The organism is Streptomyces sp. NPDC052496, assembly GCF_040679095.1.
Classification (GTDB): domain Bacteria; phylum Actinomycetota; class Actinomycetes; order Streptomycetales; family Streptomycetaceae; genus Streptomyces.
This window is the reverse complement of record NZ_JBFAUH010000007.1, coordinates 14,108-33,229: the sequence shown is the minus strand read 5'-3', so window position 1 is coordinate 33,229 and position 19,122 is coordinate 14,108. Positions and strand designations below refer to the sequence as shown.

General features: G+C 72.7%; 14 protein-coding genes. 6 read left to right on the top strand and 8 right to left on the bottom strand.

The features are described 5' to 3' along the window. Nucleotides 1-16: 16 nt before the first annotated feature. Nucleotides 17-1,204, bottom strand: a complete 1,188-nt coding sequence (locus AB0L45_RS11830) for an alpha-hydroxy acid oxidase (RefSeq protein ID WP_365838649.1) — start codon at nt 1,202-1,204, stop codon at nt 17-19. Beyond that, entirely contained in the window at nt 1,194-2,291 is a 1,098-nt protein-coding gene (gene hppD / locus AB0L45_RS11825) for a 4-hydroxyphenylpyruvate dioxygenase (protein WP_365838647.1), read from the bottom strand. Before hppD ends, AB0L45_RS11830 begins: the two co-directional genes overlap by 11 nt. Before the next feature lie 375 nt (nt 2,292-2,666). Between hppD and AB0L45_RS11820 the strand changes: the two genes are divergently transcribed. After that, a complete protein-coding gene (locus AB0L45_RS11820) occupies nt 2,667-3,995 on the top strand; it encodes a PLP-dependent aminotransferase family protein (RefSeq protein ID WP_365838645.1) in 1,329 nt (442 codons plus the stop codon). Continuing rightward, the gene (locus AB0L45_RS11815) at nt 3,992-5,125 is read left to right on the top strand and encodes a prephenate dehydrogenase (RefSeq protein WP_365838643.1); all 1,134 of its coding nucleotides are present in this window, start codon (nt 3,992-3,994) and stop codon (nt 5,123-5,125) included. The genes AB0L45_RS11820 and AB0L45_RS11815 overlap by 4 nt, the downstream gene beginning before the upstream one ends. Before the next feature lie 22 nt (nt 5,126-5,147). Here AB0L45_RS11815 and AB0L45_RS11810 read toward each other — a convergent pair whose 3' ends face one another. The 5 genes from AB0L45_RS11810 to AB0L45_RS11790 form a co-directional block, all read right to left on the bottom strand. Further along, nucleotides 5,148-5,927 (bottom strand): GNAT family N-acetyltransferase, encoded by a 780-nt coding sequence (locus AB0L45_RS11810; RefSeq protein WP_365838641.1) that lies wholly within the window; start codon nt 5,925-5,927, stop codon nt 5,148-5,150. Between the two features lie 9 nt (nt 5,928-5,936). Then, nucleotides 5,937-6,761 carry a sigma-70 family RNA polymerase sigma factor gene (locus tag AB0L45_RS11805; protein ID WP_365838639.1) on the bottom strand — a complete coding sequence of 275 codons (825 nt, stop codon included), beginning with the start codon at nt 6,759-6,761 and terminating at the stop codon, nt 5,937-5,939. A gap of 156 nt (nt 6,762-6,917) precedes the next feature. Continuing rightward, nucleotides 6,918-7,862, bottom strand: a complete 945-nt coding sequence (locus tag AB0L45_RS11800; protein ID WP_365838637.1) for a GNAT family N-acetyltransferase — start codon at nt 7,860-7,862, stop codon at nt 6,918-6,920. Between the two features lie 66 nt (nt 7,863-7,928). After that, a complete protein-coding gene (locus tag AB0L45_RS11795; RefSeq protein ID WP_365839025.1) occupies nt 7,929-9,380 on the bottom strand; it encodes an amino acid permease in 1,452 nt (483 codons plus the stop codon). A gap of 273 nt (nt 9,381-9,653) precedes the next feature. Beyond that, the gene (locus AB0L45_RS11790; protein ID WP_365838635.1) at nt 9,654-10,610 is read right to left on the bottom strand and encodes a hypothetical protein; all 957 of its coding nucleotides are present in this window, start codon (nt 10,608-10,610) and stop codon (nt 9,654-9,656) included. A 507-nt stretch (nt 10,611-11,117) separates the two neighbouring features. Between AB0L45_RS11790 and AB0L45_RS11785 the strand changes: the two genes are divergently transcribed. The 3 genes from AB0L45_RS11785 (at nt 11,118) to AB0L45_RS11775 (ending at nt 15,322) form a co-directional block, all read left to right on the top strand. Further along, a complete protein-coding gene (locus AB0L45_RS11785) occupies nt 11,118-13,190 on the top strand; it encodes a phosphocholine-specific phospholipase C (protein ID WP_365838633.1) in 2,073 nt (690 codons plus the stop codon). 161 nt (nt 13,191-13,351) lie between these two features. Beyond that, nucleotides 13,352-14,464: an isoaspartyl peptidase/L-asparaginase gene (locus tag AB0L45_RS11780; RefSeq protein ID WP_365838631.1), complete on the top strand. Its 1,113-nt coding sequence runs from the start codon at nt 13,352-13,354 to the stop codon at nt 14,462-14,464. Between the two features lie 111 nt (nt 14,465-14,575). Then, the gene (locus tag AB0L45_RS11775) at nt 14,576-15,322 is read left to right on the top strand and encodes a lysophospholipid acyltransferase family protein (RefSeq protein ID WP_365838629.1); all 747 of its coding nucleotides are present in this window, start codon (nt 14,576-14,578) and stop codon (nt 15,320-15,322) included. A 79-nt stretch (nt 15,323-15,401) separates the two neighbouring features. On the opposite strand, the gene AB0L45_RS11770 is transcribed toward AB0L45_RS11775, so the two are convergent. Continuing rightward, entirely contained in the window at nt 15,402-17,432 is a 2,031-nt protein-coding gene (locus AB0L45_RS11770) for a M6 family metalloprotease domain-containing protein (protein WP_365838627.1), read from the bottom strand. A 168-nt stretch (nt 17,433-17,600) separates the two neighbouring features. Between AB0L45_RS11770 and AB0L45_RS11765 the strand changes: the two genes are divergently transcribed. Further along, a complete protein-coding gene (locus AB0L45_RS11765) occupies nt 17,601-18,992 on the top strand; it encodes a tetratricopeptide repeat protein (RefSeq protein WP_365838625.1) in 1,392 nt (463 codons plus the stop codon). Nucleotides 18,993-19,122: the final 130 nt, after the last annotated feature.

The window sequence follows — 19,122 nt, the reverse complement described above, 5'->3', positions numbered from 1 at the left end:
CCCGGGCCCGCAGGCGCTACGGCCCGCCGGCCCGCACCCGAAGGGCACCGCCCCGCTCCGCGCAGGGCCCGGGCCCGGCCGCCGCCCAGCTCCGCACCGTACGCAGCCGCCGCGCTTCCTCGACCGTGGTGCAGCCCGCCAGCCCCAGCGCGTCGGCGAGTTCGGCGGCCAGCAGGCCCAGCACCCGGTGCACGCCCGCCTCCCCGGCCGCCGCCAGGCCCCACACCGGCGGGCGCCCGACGAGGACCCCGGACGCGCCCAGCGCCAGCGCCTTCAGCACGTCCGTACCCGAGCGGACGCCGCTGTCCAGCAGCACCTCGCAGCTCCCGCCGACCGCCTCGGCGATCTCCGGCAGCGCCTCGACGCTCGGCAGGGCGCTGTCCAACTGACGACCTCCATGGTTGGACACCACGACCGCGTCGACGCCGAACTCCGCCGCCCGCACCGCGTCCTCGGCCGCCAGCACCCCCTTGAGCAGCAGCGGCAGCCGGGTGTGCGCCCGCAGCTCCGCCACCTGCGCCCAGGTCAGGGCCGAGGAGAACTCCTGGCCGGTGTGCACGGCCACCGCCGAGGCCCCGGCAGCACGCCGGTGGGCGGCCGAGGCGCGGCCACCCTCCAGGTGGACCGCCCGCACCCGCTCCGGCAGCGCGAACTCGTTGCGTACGTCGCGCAGTCGCCGCCCCATCCACGGCACGTCGACCGTCAGCATCAGCGCCTCGCAGCCGGCGTCCGCCGCGCGCCGCGCCAGCTCCAGGGCGCGGCCGGGCTCGCGCAGCCAGTACAGCTGGAACCAGACCCGGCCGCCGAGCGCGGTGATCTCCTCCACCGGCACGGTGCTCAGCGTGCTCACCGTGAACGGCACGCCCGCGGCCCGCGCCGCCCGGGCCGCCGCCAGTTCACCGTCGGGGTGCACCAGCCGCTGGTACGCGACCGGCGCCACCGCCACCGGCATCCGTGCCGGGCGGCCCAGCAGCTCGGCGCCGGTCGTGCACCGCGAGACGTCCCGCAGCACCCGCGGCCGCACGAAGACCCGGTCGAACGCCTCCCGGTTGGCGGCGAGGGTGCGCTCGCGCCCGCTGCCGCCCGCGACGAAGTCCCGCACCCCGGCGGGCAGCACCGCGGCGGCGGCACGCTCGACGTCCTCCAGGGACAGGAGCGTGTCCGCCGCCGCGGCACCGCCGGGCGCCGGGTCCTCACAGGACACGCTGGCCCTTCTTCTCCAGCTCCACGGCCTCGTACAGCGCCTTGATGTTGGAGCTGCCGAAGGTCTCCGCGCCCTGCCGCTCGATGATCTCGTAGAAGATCGTGCGGCGCGGGTGGGTGGAGGCGGTGAAGATCTGGAACAGCTGACCGCCGTGGTCCTGGTCCGCCAGCAGACCGGTCGAGCGCAGGTCGTCCAGGCTGTGGTCGCTGAGCGCGATCCGCTGGCCCAGCAGGTCGTAGTACGCGGCGGGGGAGCTGAGGAACTCCACGCCGCGGCCGGCGAGGGTACGCACCGCGTGCACGGCGTCGTCACAGGAGAACGCGAGATGCTGGACCCCGGCCCCGTGGTGGCTCTTCAGGAAGTCGTCGATCTGCCCCGGGTCGGCCGTGGTGTCCGGCTCGATCAGGGTCAGGGTGACCCGGCCGGTGGGGCTCTGCACGACCTTGGAGTCCATCGCCTGCGCGCCGACGACGATGTGCTCCTCGAAGATCTCCTGGAAGCCGAGGGCCCGCTGGTAGTACGCGACGGTCGCGTCGAGGTCGCCGTTGTTCAGGCACACCGCGATGTGGTCCAGTTCGAGCAGCCCCACCTCACTGGGCACCGGCTGCCGGGACTTGAGCGTCGGCACGAAGCCGGCCGGCAGCCCGGGGCCCTCCTCCGGGGCGCGCTGCACCAGCGTGTGCACCACGTCGCCGAAGCCGCTGACGGTGGCCGTGACGCCGCCGCCGGGCCCGTGCCGGGCAGGCTCACGCAGCGGCTGGGCGCCGCCCGCCACCGCGTGTGCGAACGCCCCCTCGACGTCGGCGGTGCGCAGCGCGATGTCCGCGACGCCGTCGCCGTGCGCCAGGACGTACACCGACGCCGGGTGCCGGTCGGAGGTCGCCATGGTGAGCACCAGGGTGATCGTGCCGTGCCGCAGGGCGATACTGCGGTGCTCGGTGGAACCGCCGGTGCCGACGACGGTGAACGCGTACCGGTCGACCCAGGCGAACGCCGCCGCGTCCAGGTCCGCCACGTACATCTCGACGTAGTCGATCGCGAGGTCGCTGACAGCAGCAGTGGCCGCTGTGTCATTCGAAACTGTCATGAGAGTCCCCGTTTGAAGGAATGATCTCGGCGCGGCTCGTCGAGCCGTCTCGCCTACCGGAGTGGACGGATTACCTGCCGCACGACCGGCGCCGGTGACCGGCCCGGCCTAATCCGTGGACCTCTTCGTGAGTTCGCCACTGCCGCCGGACAGCGGAAGGCGAACAATTTCGGTGGTCCCCGACATTACACCGGCCCTACCGCTGTCGCACCTGTCAAGAATTGCGGCACCGCCGGCTCGGTCCGGCGCGATATCACCATGGCCCCGTAGGTGCCCGCCGGAACCGTTGCTGCCGCTCCGGGCCTGGGGGATGCTGAGGTGCGGCGCGGCCCGCGGGCGCACGCCGTACCCCTTCCGTACCGACCGAAGGCAGCCATGGAAATCATGCAACCGGAAATCGCCGCCGCCGAGCTGAATGCCGCGACACTGCACGCGTCGCTGGCCGACGCCGCTATGGAGTCCATGAATCTTCTGAATCAGATCGCCGACGAGTATCCGGAAGCGATCTCTTTCGCGGCGGGACGGCCGTACGAGGGGTTTTATGACGCGGCTCAGGTGCATGAATATCTGGAGATCTTCTGCGAACACCTGCGTACCGAGCGCCGGATGACGGAAGCGGACATCGCGCGGACCCTGTACCAGTACGGCGAGACGAAAGGGATCATCGCGCCGCTGATCGCGCGGGGCCTGGCCGTGGACGAGGGCATCGAGGCCGCCGACGGGTCCGTGGTCGTCACGGTCGGCTGCCAGGAGGCGATGTTCCTCGTGCTGCGCGCGCTGCGCGCCGACAGCAGCGACGCGCTGCTCGCACCTCGGCCCGCCTACGTCGGCCTGACCGGCGCCGCGCTCCTCGCCGACCTGCCCGTGCTGCCGGTGCACACCGGGGAGCACGGCATCGACCTGGACGATCTGCTCACCCAGCTGCACCGCGCGCGGGCCGAGGGCCGGCGGGTGCGCGCCTGTTACGTGACGCCCGACTTCGCCAACCCGGTGGGCGCCAGCATGACGACGGCCGAGCGGCACCGCCTGCTGGAGATCGCCGAGCGCGAGGACCTGCTGCTGCTGGAGGACAACGCGTACGGCGTCTTCCACACCTCCGCCGAACGGCCCCCGACCCTCAAGTCCCTGGACCGTGGCCGCCGCGTCGTCTACCTGGGCTCGTTCGCCAAGACCGGCGTCCCCGGGGCCCGGGTCGGGTACGTGGTCGCCGACCAGCGGGTGACCGGCGACGGCGGCGACCGCCTCCTCGCCGACGAACTGTCGAAGATCAAGAGCATGCTCACCGTCAACACCTCACCGATCGCCCAGGCGGTCATCGGCGGCAAACTGCTCCGGCACGGTTGCAGCATGGTCGAGGCCAACCGCCGTGAGACGGACGTCTACCGGCGCAACCTCCGCCAGGTGCTGGCCGGACTGGCCCGGCGCTTCGCCGACTGCCCCGGCGTCACGTGGAACGAACCGACCGGCGGGTTCTTCGTCGTGCTGAACGTGCCGTTCACCGTCACCGACGCCTTCCTGGAGCACGCGGCCCGCCACCACGGCGTGCTGTTCACCCCGATGCACCACTTCTACGGCGCGTCCGCGCAGTCCCGCCAGCTCCGGCTGTCCATCAGCACCCTGACCCCCGAACGCATCGAGCAGGGCCTCGACCGGCTCGCCGCGCTCATCACCGAACGGCTGCGCGCCAACGGCGGTGCCCGGTGATCCGCACCCTCGCCGTCGTCGGCACCGGACTGATCGGCACCTCCCTGGCCCTCGCGGCCGCCCGCCAGGGCGTCACGGTGTACCTCCAGGACAGCGACGCGTCCGCCGTACGGACCGCCGCCGCGCTGGGCGCCGGCACACCGGGACCGCCGCCCGAACCGGCCGACCTGGCCGTGATCGCCGTACCGCCCAGCCTCGTCGCCACCGTCCTCGCCCAGCAGCAGGCACGCGGACTGGCCAGCACGTACACCGACGTCGCCAGCGTGAAGTACGAGCCGGAACGGGCCGTCCTGGCCCAGGCGCCCGACCCCACCCGCTACATCGGCGGCCACCCGCTCGCCGGCCGCGAACGCTCCGGCCCCCTCGCGGCCCGCGTGGACCTCTTCCAGGACCGCGTCTGGGTGCTCACCCCGTCCCGGCTCACCTCCCGGACGGCCCTGGACCGCGCGCTCTCCCTGATCGGGCTCTGCGGAGCCGTACCGCTGGTCATGCAGAGCAAGGCGCACGACGACGCGGTGGCGCTCACCTCCCACGTGCCGCACGTGGTGTCCAGCCTGATGGCGGCCCGGCTCGGCGACGGCCCGCCCCAGGCGACACGGCTGGCGGGCCAGGGCCTGCGCGACGTCACCCGGATCGCAGGCGGCGACTCCCGGCTCTGGAGCGACATCCTCCAGGCCAACGCCGGTGCGGTGGCCGGCGTCCTGACCGGCCTCCAGGCCGACCTCGCCGAACTCCTCACCGCCCTGCGCGACCTGGCCGGACCCGGCCGGCGGAGCGCGCGGAGCCTGGACACGGTCGTGGACCTCCTGGACCGGGGCATCGCCGGACTGGAGGAACTGCCCGCCGGCCACCCGGGCCGTACGCCGCACCCCGCGTCCGTACGCGTGCGGATCGCCGACCGCCCCGGCGAACTCTCCCGGCTGCTGACCGCCACCGCCGAACTGGGCGTCGGCCCCGAGGACGCCGAAGTGCGCCCCACCGACGGGCCGCCCGGCGACCTGGCGGTCCGGCTCACCGTGCCCACCGCCGTGACCGGCCCGCTGCTCGCCCGCGTCACCGCCGAAGGCTGGGACGCCGAGACCGACGGCCGTCCGGCACACGCCGCCACCGCCCCCTCGGCGAGCGGCTGACCACCGACGCCGCCCCGCCCGCCTACTCCGCCCGCGCCCCGGGCTCGTACACGAACGGCCGCGTGGTCGTCACGCACACGAACCCCCGCTTGGTCAGGGTGGGTTCGGACGTGGGCAGCGCGTCCACGACCGCATGGGTACGGCCGCGCGCAACCGCCTCCCGCAGCCGGGCGGCGACCAGCGCGGTGAACAGCCCTCGCTTCCGGTACGCCGGCCGGGTCCGCCCGCCGGCCAGCTCGGCGAAAGCACCGCCGGGCCGGTAGTACACCCGCCCGCACGCCGCCGGCACCCCGTCCACGTAAGCGACGTGGACACTCATCTCCCCGGGAGCGTCCCGCAGGCTCAGCTCCAGCCTGCGCCGCTCCTCCTCGACGTTGCGGCGCCCCAGGTCCCGGGAGATCTCGGCGACGTCGTCCAGACCCCGCGCGTCCCCGGCCCGGCGGATGTCGTACGCCGGAGCCTCGAACGCCGCTGCCGCCCCCTCGCTCACCGGCAGCACCAGCACCTTCTCCTCCTCCTCCGGCACGAACCCGGCGGCGCGCAGCCGGCTGCCCATACCGGCCGGGACGTCATGGCCGTACAGCTTCCACTCCAGCACGTGACCGAGGGCGTCGGCCCGGGCGGTCTCCGCGCGCAGCACGGAGCCGGCGTCCTGCTCCGTGCACCGCGCGAAGACGATCCGGCACTCCGACCCGTCCGGAGCGGTCTCCCGCACGACCCCGCTGTCCGGGTCGGCCGTACCGGAAGCCCGGCGCTCCTCGTCGAGGGCCGCGAGCAGACCGGCGGTGCTGTTGTTCTTCATTCCACGTCCTTACAGAGCGGCGGGCAGGCCCACGACGGCGAACAGGCCGGGGCCGAAAACGGTGATCTCCGCGATACGGCCGTCCTCGACGCGGAGCACTTCGAGTGCGTGCGGACGGTGGGCGTCCTCGTCCGCGCCCCGGGTGTAGAGCGCTGCGGCGGGCTGCCGGTTCATCCAGGTGGGCACACAGCGGAGGCCCGGGGGCCGGGGGTGCGGCCGTTCCCCCAGGACGGCGGTGAGGGCCCGCTCGTCCCCCTCTTCCAGCGCCTCCGTGTAGCGCCGGAGGACCGCGGCCCCGTCAGGGCCCGCCGGCCCCGAAGCCCTCCGGCCCGGGAGCCGGTCCCGCACCCTCGGCCGGGCCCGCTGCAACGCACTGTTCACCGCCGCCACACTGACCCCCAGCGCCGCGGCCGTCTCCCGCGCCGGCCAGCCCAGCACGTCCCGCAGGACGAGCACGGCCCGCGGACGCGGCGGCAGCGACTGGAGCGCCGCCACGAACGCCAGCCCGATCGTCTCCTCGGTCACCACCTCACCGGTCACTTGCTCCAGCAACGTGTCGGGACACGGCTGCACCGAGGACGGCGCGGGCGCCGGCGGGGCACCCGGCCGGGAGGCCAGGCGGTCCAGGCACACCTGGGTCGCGACCCGGTACAGCCACGTACGGAACGTCGCCTGCCCGGCGAAGGACTCCCGCTCGTGCCAGGCCCGGGACAGCGCCTCCGGCACCAGCTCACCGGACTCCTCCAGCGAGCCCAGCAGCCGGTAGCAGTGCACCTGCAACTCCGCCCGGTACCTTGCCCCCAGCCGGGAGAACGCCGCCGCGTCCGCACCCATCGAAGCCTCCCGTACCTCACCCGACCCGCGGTCATCATCTTTCCCAGCGAGGGTACTGACGTCGCGTGAACACGAGTCTTGCGTACGGCGGTTCGGCTGTCTGTGGTCAGCCGCCACGCGGCGGCGGGGACGTACCGGTGGGCTCTTCCGCGCGTCTCAGCCCAGTTCCAGGCTGGTGACCGCGTAGCCGCGCTCCGGGCGGACCGCGGGGGCCGGGCCCGTGTACATGCGCAGGGTGTGGGAGTCCGGGGCCAGCCCCCGGGACAGGGCCAGGGAACGTGCGCTGTGGTGCGGGTCGGGAATGTCGACGTGGACCGTGTCGTCCGGGCCGAGGTGCGCGGTCAGCGCGTCGAAGAGGGCCTCGGCGCCCCGGGAGGTGTCGGCGAAGAGCGGGCCGAGGCGGTACCCGTCGCGGGCCGGGCGCAGCACGCCGTACCCCGCGACGCGCCCGTCCCGTATCTGCGCGTACGCGTGGTGGCCCGCGGCGGTGAGCCAGCGGGAGAGGAACGCCCGCCGGCCGGCCGGGAAGCACTGCCGGTCGTACGCGGCCAGCTCGTCCAGGTGGCCGGCGGTGACCGGCACGACCGGCACCGCGGGTGTGCCGGGCCGCACGGGGCGGCCGCGGTAGCGCGTGGTCCGGTAGGCGGTGCGGAAGCCGGAGCGCCGGTACGTGGCCTCCTGCTCCGGGACCGCGTCCAGGCCGATGGTCCGGTCACCGGCGTGCGGAACGGCGGCGCGCCAGGTCGCCAGGCCGAGGCCGCGGCCGCGGAAGTCCGGGTGCACCAGGTAGTAGCCCAGGAACGCGTACTCCGGGGAGTAGTTCACCACGGAGACCGACGAGACGAGCCGCCCGTCGAGGAGGCCGATGAAGAAGCCGTCCGGGTCGGTGGCGTGGAAGCAGTCGGTGTCGACGAGGCCGGGGTTCCAGCCCTCGTCGGCGGCCCACCGGGCCACCTCGCGCCACTCCTCCAGGGTGGCGGGGCGCACGGTGAACTCACCGGCCGGGGCGTCCGGCCCCGCGGTGATCGTGGCGGTGGCGGTGGCGGCGGCCGTGGTGTCGTCGGTGGCGTTCTGGTGCGGGATCTCACCGGGGGTGGTCATACCTGGTGCACGTCCTTGGCTGTCGGGCCCCGCTGCCGTGCGGGCAGCGGGGCGGCGGGGTGTCCGTCAGATCAGGTCCATGGCGGCCACTTCGTCGGGCCGGCCGTAGCTGACCGGCCCCTGGAAGCGCCGCCGGGCGGTGGCGAACCACCACACCGTAGCGATGACGAGCACCACGCCCAGCGCGATCGGCGCGTAGTTGAACGATTCCGCGGTGATCGGCGAGGCCTGCGGCAGCATGAACAGCACACTGCTGATCACGATCCAGGTCACCGCGACCGCCGCGACCAGCTTGCCGTACCGCCCCAGGTTCCACGGCCCTGGCTGGAACGTGTCCAGCCGCAGCCGCAGGAAGATCGGCACCGCGTAGGCGAGGAAGAGCCCGACGACATTGACGCTGACGACGGCGGTGAACGCGGTGTGCGACCACCAGCCCGGTATGACGAGGACCAGGGAGCACGCCGCGGCCAGCCAGACCGCCTTGACGGGCGTACGGGTGCGCGAGGAGACCGAGTGCCACCACCGGGAGCCGGGCATCGCGCCGTCCCGCGAGAAGGCGAAGATCTGCCGGGTGTTGCTGGTCATGTTGGCCAGACCGCAGAACAGCATCGCGCCGATCACGATCAGCAGCAGGAACTTGGCGGTGCCCGTGCCGAGCGCGTCGATGAGGATCTGCACCGGCGGCGCCTCGGCGCTCGCCGCGCCCGCGTAGTCGCGGATCGCGAAGACCAGCGCGAGCATCAGCACCAGGCCGGCGACCGCGGAGTAGCCGATGGCGCGCATGATGCCCTTGGGCGCGTTGACGGTGGCCCGCACCGTCTCCTCGGACATGTGGAAGCTGCCGTCGAACCCGGTGAACGTCCAGCTCGTGACGAGCAGGCCGAGCATCGCGCCGTACAGGCCGTTGGTGAAGCCGGTGTTGTTGACGAAGTGCGTCACGAACGACGGGGACTGGTGGTGCGAGGGCAGCGCGACCAGCGCGGCGACGATGACGACCAGCCCGATCAGCAGCCACCACACGGAGATACGATTCAGCACCGCGACCAGCTGCACGGTGAAGGTGTTGGCGAGCGCCTGGACGAACAGGATCGCCGCGGTGATCAGGACCGCCCGCTGCGGGGTGGCCTCGTAGGACGGCCACTGCATGGCGATGAACGCCTGGATGAAGGTGGCCGCCGCGTAACCGGTGGCGGCCGTACCGCCGACCTGGCCCACGAAGTTGAGCCAGCCCGTGTACCAGGACCAGGCCCCGCGGTGCCGCTTGGCCAGCTTCCCGGCCGAGAAGTACAGCGCGCCGCTGGTCGGGTACGCCGAGGCGATCTCCGCCATCGAGGCGCCGACGAACAGCACCATCGCGGCGACGGCGATCCAGCCGAAGACCAGGATCACCGGCCCGCCGGCGTTCATGCCGAACCCGAAGGAGGAGAAGATCCCGGACAGGATGTTGATGATGGTGAAAGAGATGGCGAAATTGTCGAACGCGCGGAACCGCCGGGTCAGTTTCCGCGGGTAGCCCATGGCGTGCAGCGTCGCGTCGTCGTCGAGGGTGACGGGATCCGCGGCGCGGCGGGTTCTCGCACGGGCGGGGGACACGGGATCGGACACAACCGCAACCTTTCTGGTGGGGGACAGGAAGACATCGGCGCGGAGCGTCGATACGCGGTGTCGGCACCTGTCTTCGGGGCGTGCCGGGGCCGGGGGAGGCCACGTCCGGCAGGCCGGGGAACGGGGGAGGGACGGCGCGCCGCGGAACCGGCGGGCGGCGCCGTCCGGGAACCGGCGGGTGGTGGGTCAGGGAGCATCGGGCACCGGGAGACCGCAGGCGCGTCTCGCCTTGTTCAGCTGCTCCTCGGGGTCGCCGAAGACACTCCACGGCATACGGGAGGCGTACGGGCCCATGGCCGTGAAGACCGCCCGCGCCTCGAAGGAGCACTGCGCCATGTGCAGTGCGTGCGCCAGGTAGGCGAGGTCCAGCACCGGTGTGAAGCGGTAACCGGCCACGTGCGGCAGCCAGTTGCGGTAGACGCTCAGGGCGGTCGCCTTCCACTGCGGCTGCTCCCAGGTGCGTTCCGCCAGGAGCGAGTCCGGGTTGTAGCCGTCCACCAGGGCCACCAGCGGCAGCAGCCGCAGCGGCGAGGAGGCCGGTGCCCGCTGGCTGAGGAACGCGGCGACGTCCCAGGACGCGTTCGTCTCGCCCCCGTACCGCGGGAAGAAGAACGACAGGAAGCGGTGGTGGCCCTCGCGGTTCCAGGGGTCGAGCCGCAGGATGTGGGAGAAGAGCCGCCAGGGCCCGGGCGGCGCGGTGAGCAGCCCCTGCGGAGCGGGGTCGCGGGGCTGCTGGAGGCGTGCCAGGGTCAGTTTGGCCGACCACGGGGTGGGGTCGTCGGGGGCCGCCTCGGCGGCCCGGTCGCAGGCGGCCACCGCGATCCGGCCGAGCGCCTCGGCCCGGCGGTCGCCGCCGTCGGCCGCGCGGACCGCCCGCAGGACCGCGACCCGCGCCCACAGCAGGGCGGCTTCCCGGCCGGGTTCCTCGGCCAGCCAGCGTTCCGCCAGGTCCGAGTCGGCCGCCTCCGAGGCCAGCACCAGGGAGCGGTGGGCGCGTACGCCGTGGTCCCCGCGGGCCTCCCGCAGGATTTCGCGCGCGCCGAAGTAGCGGCCCGCCCGGATGTCCACGCAGGCCCGGGCGAGCTGGAGATCATCGGCTGCCGGATGCCACACGTACTGCCCCTCGAATAACCCAGCGGTCATGTCCCCTGCCGCTCCTGCCGTTCTGTCGGTGAGGTCGGCCACCAGCGCATTTTCAGCCATGCCGAAATCAACCGGTACGCACTGTTCCCCCAGTTCCACCGGCAGTGCCACACCCTACTCAGCAGCAACTCGGTTCGAAACTGGTGATCGGAATTACCTGATTCCGCATCGGCGGCGTGCGCGACATTGACGGTGAAATCGGTCGATCATGCGGCGGCGAAAAATGAGTGGTATGCAATTGGCATATGCCCGCGCGGCAGAGGGGTGCCGTCCGGTGCGGTTTCGGCCCGACACGTCGCCAACTGTCCGGCTCGGACAGCGGCCGACCGGTATGGGAGGCGGGGCACGGTATGCCCGGCGCGGCGGCAACGCGGGGGCACCCCCGACCTGTTCACGTCGCAGCTGGTGACTTTTCACCGGGGCGTCATGGCGTCTTCCCCCGGCCTCGTTCCTCTTGGACACTCCAGACGCGCCCGTATCCTCCCATCCCAAGGGGTCATTCCAGCCATGCCAGAACTCAACCGGCGGCGGTTCCTGCAACTCACCGGCGGCGCCACCGCGTTCTCCGCGCTGTCGCAGAGCATCGCCCGTGCCGCCGCGATCCCCGCCGACCGCCGCACCGGCTCCATCGAGGACGTCGAGCACATCGTCGTACTGATGCAGGAGAACCGGTCCTTCGACCACTACTTCGGCACCCTGCGCGGGGTACGGGGCTTCGGCGACCCGCGGCCGGTGACGCTGCCCAGCGGCAAGCCGGTCTGGCACCAGAGCGACGGCAAGGGCAAGGAGGTGCTGCCGTTCCGGCCCCAGGTGAAGGACGACTACCTCGGGCTCACCTTCATCGAGGACCTCAACCACGACTGGAACGGCAGCCACCAGGCGTTCAACAACGGCCGCTACGACCGGTGGATCCCGGCCAAGACGTCCACGACCATGGCGCACCTCGCCCGCAAGGACATCCCGTTCCACTTCGCGCTCGCCGACACCTTCACCGTCTGCGACGCCTACCACTGCTCCTTCATCGGCTCCACCGACCCGAACCGCTACTACATGTGGACCGGCTACACGGGCAACGACGGCAAGGGCGTCGAGGACCCCAGCGGCCCGGTCCTGGACAACGACGAGCGGGGGTACACCTGGACCACCTACCCCGAGCGGCTGGAGGCGAAGGGGGTGTCCTGGAAGATCTACCAGGACATCGGCGACGGCCTGGACGCGGCCGGCGGCTGGGGGTGGATCAAGGACCGCTACCGGGGCAACTACGGCGACAACTCCCTGCTCTACTTCAACACCTTCCGCAACGCGAAGCCCGGCGACCCGCTCTACGAGAAGGCCCGGCGCGGCTCCGACGTGAAGGGCGGCGGACAGCTCCTGGACGATCTGCGGGCCGACGTCAAGAACGGCCGGCTGCCGAAGATCTCCTGGATCGCCTGTCCCGAGGCGTACACCGAGCACCCGAGCTGGCCCGCCAATTACGGCGCCTGGTACATCTCCAAGGTGCTGGACGTGCTGACCTCCGACCCGAAGGTCTGGGCCAGGACGGCGCTGTTCATCACCTACGACGAGAACGACGGCTTCTTCGACCACGTCGTCCCGCCCTACCCGCCCGCCGACGCACGCCAGGGCCGGTCCACCGTCTCCACCGAACTGGAGCTCTACCCCGGCGGCGGCGGATTCCAGGCCGGCCCCTACGGCCTGGGCCAGCGCGTGCCGATGCTCGTCGTCTCCCCCTGGAGCACCGGCGGGTACGTCTGCTCCGAGACCTTCGACCACACCTCGATCATCCGCTTCATGGAACGCCGCTTCGGCGTGACCGAGCCGCACATCTCGAAGTGGCGGCGCACCGTCTGCGGCGACCTGACCTCCGCCTTCGACTTCAGCCGTACGGGGCGGCCGGGCACCCTGCCGGACACCGGCGGCTACACGCCGGTCCACCCGGAGCCCGCCGACTTCCACCCCGAGCCGCCCGCCGCCGGCCGCCTGCCCCGGCAGGAGCGCGGCACCCGCCCCACCCGGCCGCTGCCCTACGCGCCGTACGTGGACGGCGCCGCCGACCCCGCGGCCGGGAAGTACCGTCTGACCTTCAGCGGCGGGGACGCCGCCGGCGCGCAGTTCTACGTGACGGCGCCCAACCGCGGCGACGGTCCGTGGACGTACACCACCGAGCGCGGCACGGCGGACTCCGACAGCTGGAACACGGCGTACTCGCAGGGCACGTACGACCTCTCGGTGTTCGGCCCGAACGGCTTCCTGCGCACCTTCCGGGGGCCGGGGAGGACGGCGGGGCCCGAGGTGACGGCGCGGCACAACGGGGCCACCGGCAACCTCGACCTGGTCCTGGCCAACGCGGGCGACGGCGCCCGCACCCTCACGGTCACCAACGCGTACGGCGGCGCCTCCCACACGATCACCGTGCGTCCGGGGCAGCGGCTGACCCACACCGTGGACCTGCGGGCCGGCAGGCGCTGGTACGACGTGAGCGTGGTGTGCGACGCGGACCGCACGTTCCTGCGCCGGTTCGCCGGGCACGTGGAGAACGGCACGGCCGGGGTGAGCGACCCCGGCATCCGCACCGTGTGAGCACCTGCCGGGCCGGGTGAACAGGGGCCGGGCCGTCCTCCCCGTACCCGGAACGGGCGGCCCGGCGCGCGCTGTCCGGCTGTCCGGATCATGACGGCTTCCGCTCGGCAGGCGCGCGATATCGTGCCGACGCCTGATCCCCCGTCCAAGGGAGTGAGCCCATGGCCAGGAACTCGGTACGGCGACTGACCCGCGTGAGCGCCGGCGCGCTGTCCGTGGCGGCGCTGCTGGCCATCGTGCCCGGCAGCGCGGTCTCCGCAGACCGCCCCAGGGCGGCGGAACCCGCGGCCGGGCGCGCCGGGGGACCGGCCGCCGGCGGCAAGCCGCGGCCCGACGCCCGGCACGTCGTGATCGCCGTGCACGGCGGCGCGGGCACCGCCCTGAAGCGCGAGGACACCACCCCGGCCCAGGAGAAGGCGTACCGCGACGGGCTGGCGGAGGCGTTGCGCGCCGGACAGCAGGTCCTGGCCGAGGGCGGCAGCAGTGTGGCGGCGGTGGAGGCCGCGGTGCGCGGGCTGGAGGACGATCCGCTGTTCAACGCGGGCAAGGGCGCGGTGTTCACCGAGGACGCGGGCCACGAGCTGGACGCGTCGGTGATGCGCGGTTCCGACCTGGCGGCCGGGGCCGTCGCCGGGGTCCGCAACGTACGCAACCCCGTCTCCGCGGCGCGGCTGGTCATGGAGAGGACCAGGCACGTGATGCTGGCGGGCGAGGGCGCCGACGACTTCGCGGCCCGCAGCGGCCTGCCGACCGTGACCCAGGACTATTACTGGACCGAGAAGCGCTGGCAGGAACTGCTGCGGGCCAAGGGGCGCGCGAAGGGCTCCGCGGAGACCCTGACGCAGGGCACGGTGGGCGCGGTGGCCGTCGACCGGGGACGCAACCTGGCGGCGGCGACCTCCACCGGCGGGCTGACGAACAAGATGACCGGCCGGGTCGGCGACTCGCCCGTCGTCGGCGCGGGCACGTACGCCAAGAACGCCACCGTCGCCGCCAGCGCCACGGGAGCCGGCGAGGTGTTCCTCCGGGGCGCCGCCACCGGCACGATCTCGAACCTCATCGAGTTCGGCGGACGGGACCTGGCGCGCGCCGCGTACGAGGTGCTGGTCGAGCGGCTGCCGAAGCTGGGCGGTACGGGCGGCGTGATCGCGCTGAACGCCCAGGGCGTCTTCGACGCCCCGCACAGCAGCGAGGGGATGCTGCACGGTTACCTGACCGAGGACGGCCGCGTCGTGACCAAGGTCTTCGCGGACGAGACCCCCGCGAACCAGTGACCCAGGACCCGCCGGCCTGACGATGGCTCAATAGGCCCTCTCCCTCCGGAACCGGAGCGGCACTACCGTCCCCCGACGCGGGGGGATCACTCTGGGGAGGGGATCAGTTACATGTTCTATCACTTGTTCAAATCCATCGTCCTGGTGCCGCTGCTGCGGTGCCTGTTCCGCCCCCGTGTCGAGGGACTGGAGAACCTGCCCGCGTCCGGCGCCGCCATCATCGCCGGGAACCACCTCTCCTTCTGCGACAGCTTCCTGATGCCGGCGACGGTCAAGCGCCGGATCACCTTCCTGTGCAAGCAGGAGTACTTCACCGGACGGGGCGTCAAAGGGCGGCTGACGGCGGCCTTCTTCCGCGCCTGCGGGCAGATCCCGGTGGACCGTTCCGGGCGCAGCGCGGGCCAGGCCGCCGTCGAGGAAGGCGTCCGGGTGCTGCGCGGCGGCGACCTGCTCGGCATCTACCCCGAGGGCACGCGCTCGCACGACGGCCGGATGTACAAGGGAAAGACCGGCGTGGCGGAGATGGCGCTGCGTACGGGAGCGCCGGTGGTGCCCTGCGCGATGATCGGGACGTTCGAGGCCCAGCCGGCCGGCCGCCGGCTGCCGCGCGTCGTCCCGATCACCATCCGCTTCGGGGAGCCGCTGGACTTCTCCCGCTACGCCGGGCTGGCCGACCAGCGCCTGGTGCTGCGGGCCGTCACCGACGAGATCATGTACGCCCTGCTGAAGCTGTCCGAGCAGGAGTACGTCGACACGTACGCGGCGGAGGCCAAGGCGCGCGCCGGGTACCCGGGCGGCACCGGGGCCGGGCCGGGGATCGTGACCCGGCCCGGCGCGCCCGCCGTCCGCGCCGGCTGACGGCCGCCCGGCCCGGCCTCCGTGCCGCTCACCCCGGGTGAGCGGCACGGCCCGTACGCCGGATCGGTGGACCGGCCGGTCAGCGTCCCGGCGCGCAGGTGGCCTGGACGGACTTGCGCGGATCGCTCTCGGAGCGGGCCTTCAGGACCACGCGGCCGTGCCGGGCGGCGCCCGGCTCCGCCGTGACGGCCACCGGGACGCTCACCGTGCTGCCGGACTTCGCGGTGGCGAGCCGGTTCGGCAGCCAGGCGGACCAGCCGCGGCCGGTGGCGGCGGCCGAGAGCCGGTACACGTCGGAGTCCAGGTGCGCGCCCCCGCCCCCGGGGCGGCCGGTGTTGGTCAGCGGGAAGGTGCACACCGCCCGGCCCTTGGCGGGCTTGCCGTGCGCCGTGCCGTGCCGCAGCTGCACGCCGCGGCGCTGCGGGCCCGCGCCGTCCAGGGAGCGGACGGCGACGGTGTAGCTCAGCACGCCCTTCTCGTCCCGCTGGATGTCCAGGACGTAGAAGTGCAGGCGGTTGGCCCGGTCGACGTACTCGTACGCGCTGCCGGAGTCCGCGCCCGCGTGGAACAGCGCGTCGCTGAGCTGCCGGTAGTCACCCATGGTGATCATCTGCGGGGTGCCGTCGGGGCGCCGGAAGTCCACCATGCGGATGTCCTCCGGGTGGGCGTCGATCACCCAGGCGAACGGGGCCCGGTCCGCGTTCTTGGTCTTGGAGAGCAGTACCCCGTGGTCCGGGGTGAAGGAGTCCATGCCCATCCGGTCGACGACCTCGACCGTGTAATTGTCGTAACCGCCGCCGTCGCACAGCGGGTCGGTGCTGGTGGAGCAGGGCGCCGCCAGGTCCCGGCCCATGGTGATGTTCACGCCGGACAGGCCCTTGGCGCCGGGCGGCGCGGAGCGCGCGGTGACCCGGGCGACGGCGACCCCGGACGTCTTCAGCGCGTCCCGGTCCAGGCGCAGCACGTTCTTCCCGTCGACGATGCCGAGCTTGAGCTTGTCGCGCAGGACGTGCTGCGAGCCCATCGAGGCGCCGTTGGCGGCCGGTATCTGCCAGCGGGTGTGCGGGCCTCCCGGCCCGTTGAAGGAGCCGCGCGAGAGCATGCTCCAGATGCCGGTGTAGGCGCGGCGCACGGGTGTGCCGTACGGGTTGTTGTAGTTGTCCGCGATGCCCAGGATGTGGCTGAACTCGTGCGCGTACACGGCCATGCCGGAGCTCTCGGCCTGGGTGGAGGAGCCGGACTCGGCGTTGGGCCAGATGCGGGCGGCGGCCTTCCAGGAGGTCCACGGCACGTAGCGGGTGCGGGCCGCGTTGCCGCCGCCCTGGATCGGGGAGGGCGGCCCGAACGCCGCCGGTACGTCCTGCGGCGAGGCGAACTTCATCTGGCCGAACTCCTGCCAGGCGGCGGACTCGTCCTGGCCCGCGGTCAGGTAGAAGATGAAGTCGTACTTCTTGGTCTCCGCGTCGCCCACGTCGGCGGTCCAGGCGGCCTTGCCGTCGGTGCGGATGTTCTTGCCGCAGCTGTCGCCGACGGGGCAGGCGCCCGGGTTCATGGACGGCTCGATGCCGTACTGGTAGGACTTGAAGGGCATCCGGTAGACACCGAACGACGTCAGCTCGACGCCGAGCCGGCCGCCGGAGTCCTCCATCCAGTACTCGTTGATGGTGTGGCCGTGGTTGAGCTTGCCCGGCTTGTTCAGGAAGTCCCGGTAGAACGCGGGCACCTGCGCGCGGGGGATGTCGTGGGCGCTGGGCTGCGGGTTGCCGAAGACCGACGATCCGGCGGGCTTGCTGACGCTGAACTCCTCGTCCGGGTAGTCCAGCAGCACGAGCGCGCCCTTGAACATGCGTGTGGAGGGCTTGACGGCCGGGTCGGCCCAGTTCGTCCCGGGGACCGGGCGGTATTCGGCCCACGTCATGTCGTCGGGATTGCGCCAGTTCTGCGGGTCGACGGGCCGGACGAGCGGAGGCCGGACCGCGGGCGCGGCGTCGGGGGCCGCGCGGGCGGGGCCGGCGGCGACGGAGGCCAGGACGCCGAGGAGGAGGGTGAGAACACCCAGTCTGCCGGCCCTGCCGCGGTATGGGCGGGCCGGTCTGTGGGGAAGGAACAAGGCGCACCTCTTGTCTGTGATCTGTCTGTGGTCTCAAGTCCAGGACATGACAAGGTGATCGAACAGAATTCCTGCCGCCGACAAGGTAAGGCGGGGGACTCAGTGGCGCCAGAGTGCCGTGAGGAGCCGATGATGCCGCGAACGGTCAGTGACCGGCACGGTCACACGATGTCAGGGACCAGCGCGGAAGCCGTGTCCCACTACGAGAACGCGCTGAGCGAACTGCTCTTCTTCCGCGGCGAGGTCGCCACCGCGTCGCAGGCGGTCCTGGCGGCCGCCCCGAAGTCGGTCATGGGCAACGTCCTCGCCGCCTACCTCGGCCTGCTCGGCACCGAGGCGAAGGACGCCACCGCCGCGAAGGAGGCGTTCTGCGGCTTCGCGGACTGTGTACGCGCCGGCAGGCCGACCGACCGCGAGCGGATGCACATCGCCGCCGCCACCTCCTGGCTGAACGGCGACATCCACCGCGCCGGAGACGTGCTCGGCGAGCTGACCGTCGCCTTCCCGCGCGACGCCCTCGCCCTCGCCGTCGGCCACCAGATCGACTTCCTCACCGGCGACGCCGCCCGGCTGCGCGACCGCGTCGGCGGCGCGCTCACCGCCTGGCCCGAGGACGACCCGCACTACGGCCACCTCCTGGGCATGTACGCCTTCGGCCTGGAGGAGACCGGCCACTACACCCGCTCGCAGGAGACCGGCCTGGCCGCCGTCGAGCGCAACCCCCGCGACGTGTGGGGCATCCACGCGGTCGTGCACACGTACGAGATGCAGGGGCAGTTCGCGCAGGGCATCCGTTTCCTGGACGCCCGCATGGAGGACTGGGCCGCCGGCAACTACCTGAACGTCCACAACTGGTGGCACTACTGCCTCTACGCCCTGGAAGCCGGCGACACCGGCCGCGCGCTGGAGATCTACGACGCCGTACTGCACCACGAGAAGTCCCCGGGCCTGGCCATGGAACTCCTCGACGCCTCGGCCCTCCTGTGGCGGCTCCTGCTGGCCGACCGCGACGCCGGCCCCCGCTGGAACCGCCTCGCCGACGCCTGGGCGGCCCGCCAGGACCCGCCGTACTACGCCTTCAACGACGTGCACGCCGTCATGGCGTACGTCGGCGCCGACCGCATCCCCGACGCCGAACGCCTCGTCGGGGAGCGGGAGGCATGGCTCGCGCAGGCCCGCCCCCACCTGTCCAACACCGTCATGACCGCCGGCATCGGCCTGCCCGTCTGCCGCGCCCTGATCGCCTACGGGCAGGGCAGGTACGACCACGCCGTCGACCTCCTCACCCCCGTCCGCTACCGCCTGCACACCTTCGGCGGCAGCCACGCCCAGCGGGACGCCGTACAGAAGACCCTGCTGGAGGCCGCACTGCGCGCCGGACGCGACGACACGGCCCGCACCCTGCTCAGCGAGCGCATCGGCCTGCGCCCGGTCTGCCCCTACAACTGGCTGGCCCAGGCCCGCCTCGCCGACCGGCTCGGCGAGACCGCCCAGGCGGCCGCGGCACGGGCCCGCGCCGCCGAACAGGCGGCGCAGGGGGCCGCGGCGCTGGCACGGTGAGGTCCGGACTCCCGCGGACGTACCTCGCACCTTCTTGATCACATTGCCGCTGGCCCGATCCGCCCCGGACCGGTCATCCTTGGTACGTCCGCGTGGTCCGGCCCGGTGGCCGGACCACGCGTATGAAGGA

Excerpts from the sequence above, each read along its gene's own strand:
- AB0L45_RS11765 (WP_365838625.1), top strand. The coding sequence starts at position 17,601 with ATGTCAGGGACCAGCGCGGAAGCCGTGTCCCACTACGAGAACGCGCTG.
- AB0L45_RS11775 (WP_365838629.1), top strand. The coding sequence starts at position 14,576 with ATGTTCTATCACTTGTTCAAATCCATCGTCCTGGTGCCGCTGCTGCGG.
- AB0L45_RS11790 (WP_365838635.1), bottom strand. The coding sequence starts at position 10,610 with ATGACCGCTGGGTTATTCGAGGGGCAGTACGTGTGGCATCCGGCAGCC.
- AB0L45_RS11785 (WP_365838633.1), top strand. The coding sequence starts at position 11,118 with ATGCCAGAACTCAACCGGCGGCGGTTCCTGCAACTCACCGGCGGCGCC.
- AB0L45_RS11795 (WP_365839025.1), bottom strand. The coding sequence starts at position 9,380 with ATGGGCTACCCGCGGAAACTGACCCGGCGGTTCCGCGCGTTCGACAAT.
- hppD (WP_365838647.1), bottom strand. The coding sequence starts at position 2,291 with ATGACAGTTTCGAATGACACAGCGGCCACTGCTGCTGTCAGCGACCTC.
- AB0L45_RS11805 (WP_365838639.1), bottom strand. The coding sequence starts at position 6,761 with ATGGGTGCGGACGCGGCGGCGTTCTCCCGGCTGGGGGCAAGGTACCGG.
- AB0L45_RS11810 (WP_365838641.1), bottom strand. The coding sequence starts at position 5,927 with ATGAAGAACAACAGCACCGCCGGTCTGCTCGCGGCCCTCGACGAGGAG.
- AB0L45_RS11800 (WP_365838637.1), bottom strand. The coding sequence starts at position 7,862 with ATGACCACCCCCGGTGAGATCCCGCACCAGAACGCCACCGACGACACC.
- AB0L45_RS11820 (WP_365838645.1), top strand. The coding sequence starts at position 2,667 with ATGGAAATCATGCAACCGGAAATCGCCGCCGCCGAGCTGAATGCCGCG.
- AB0L45_RS11780 (WP_365838631.1), top strand. The coding sequence starts at position 13,352 with ATGGCCAGGAACTCGGTACGGCGACTGACCCGCGTGAGCGCCGGCGCG.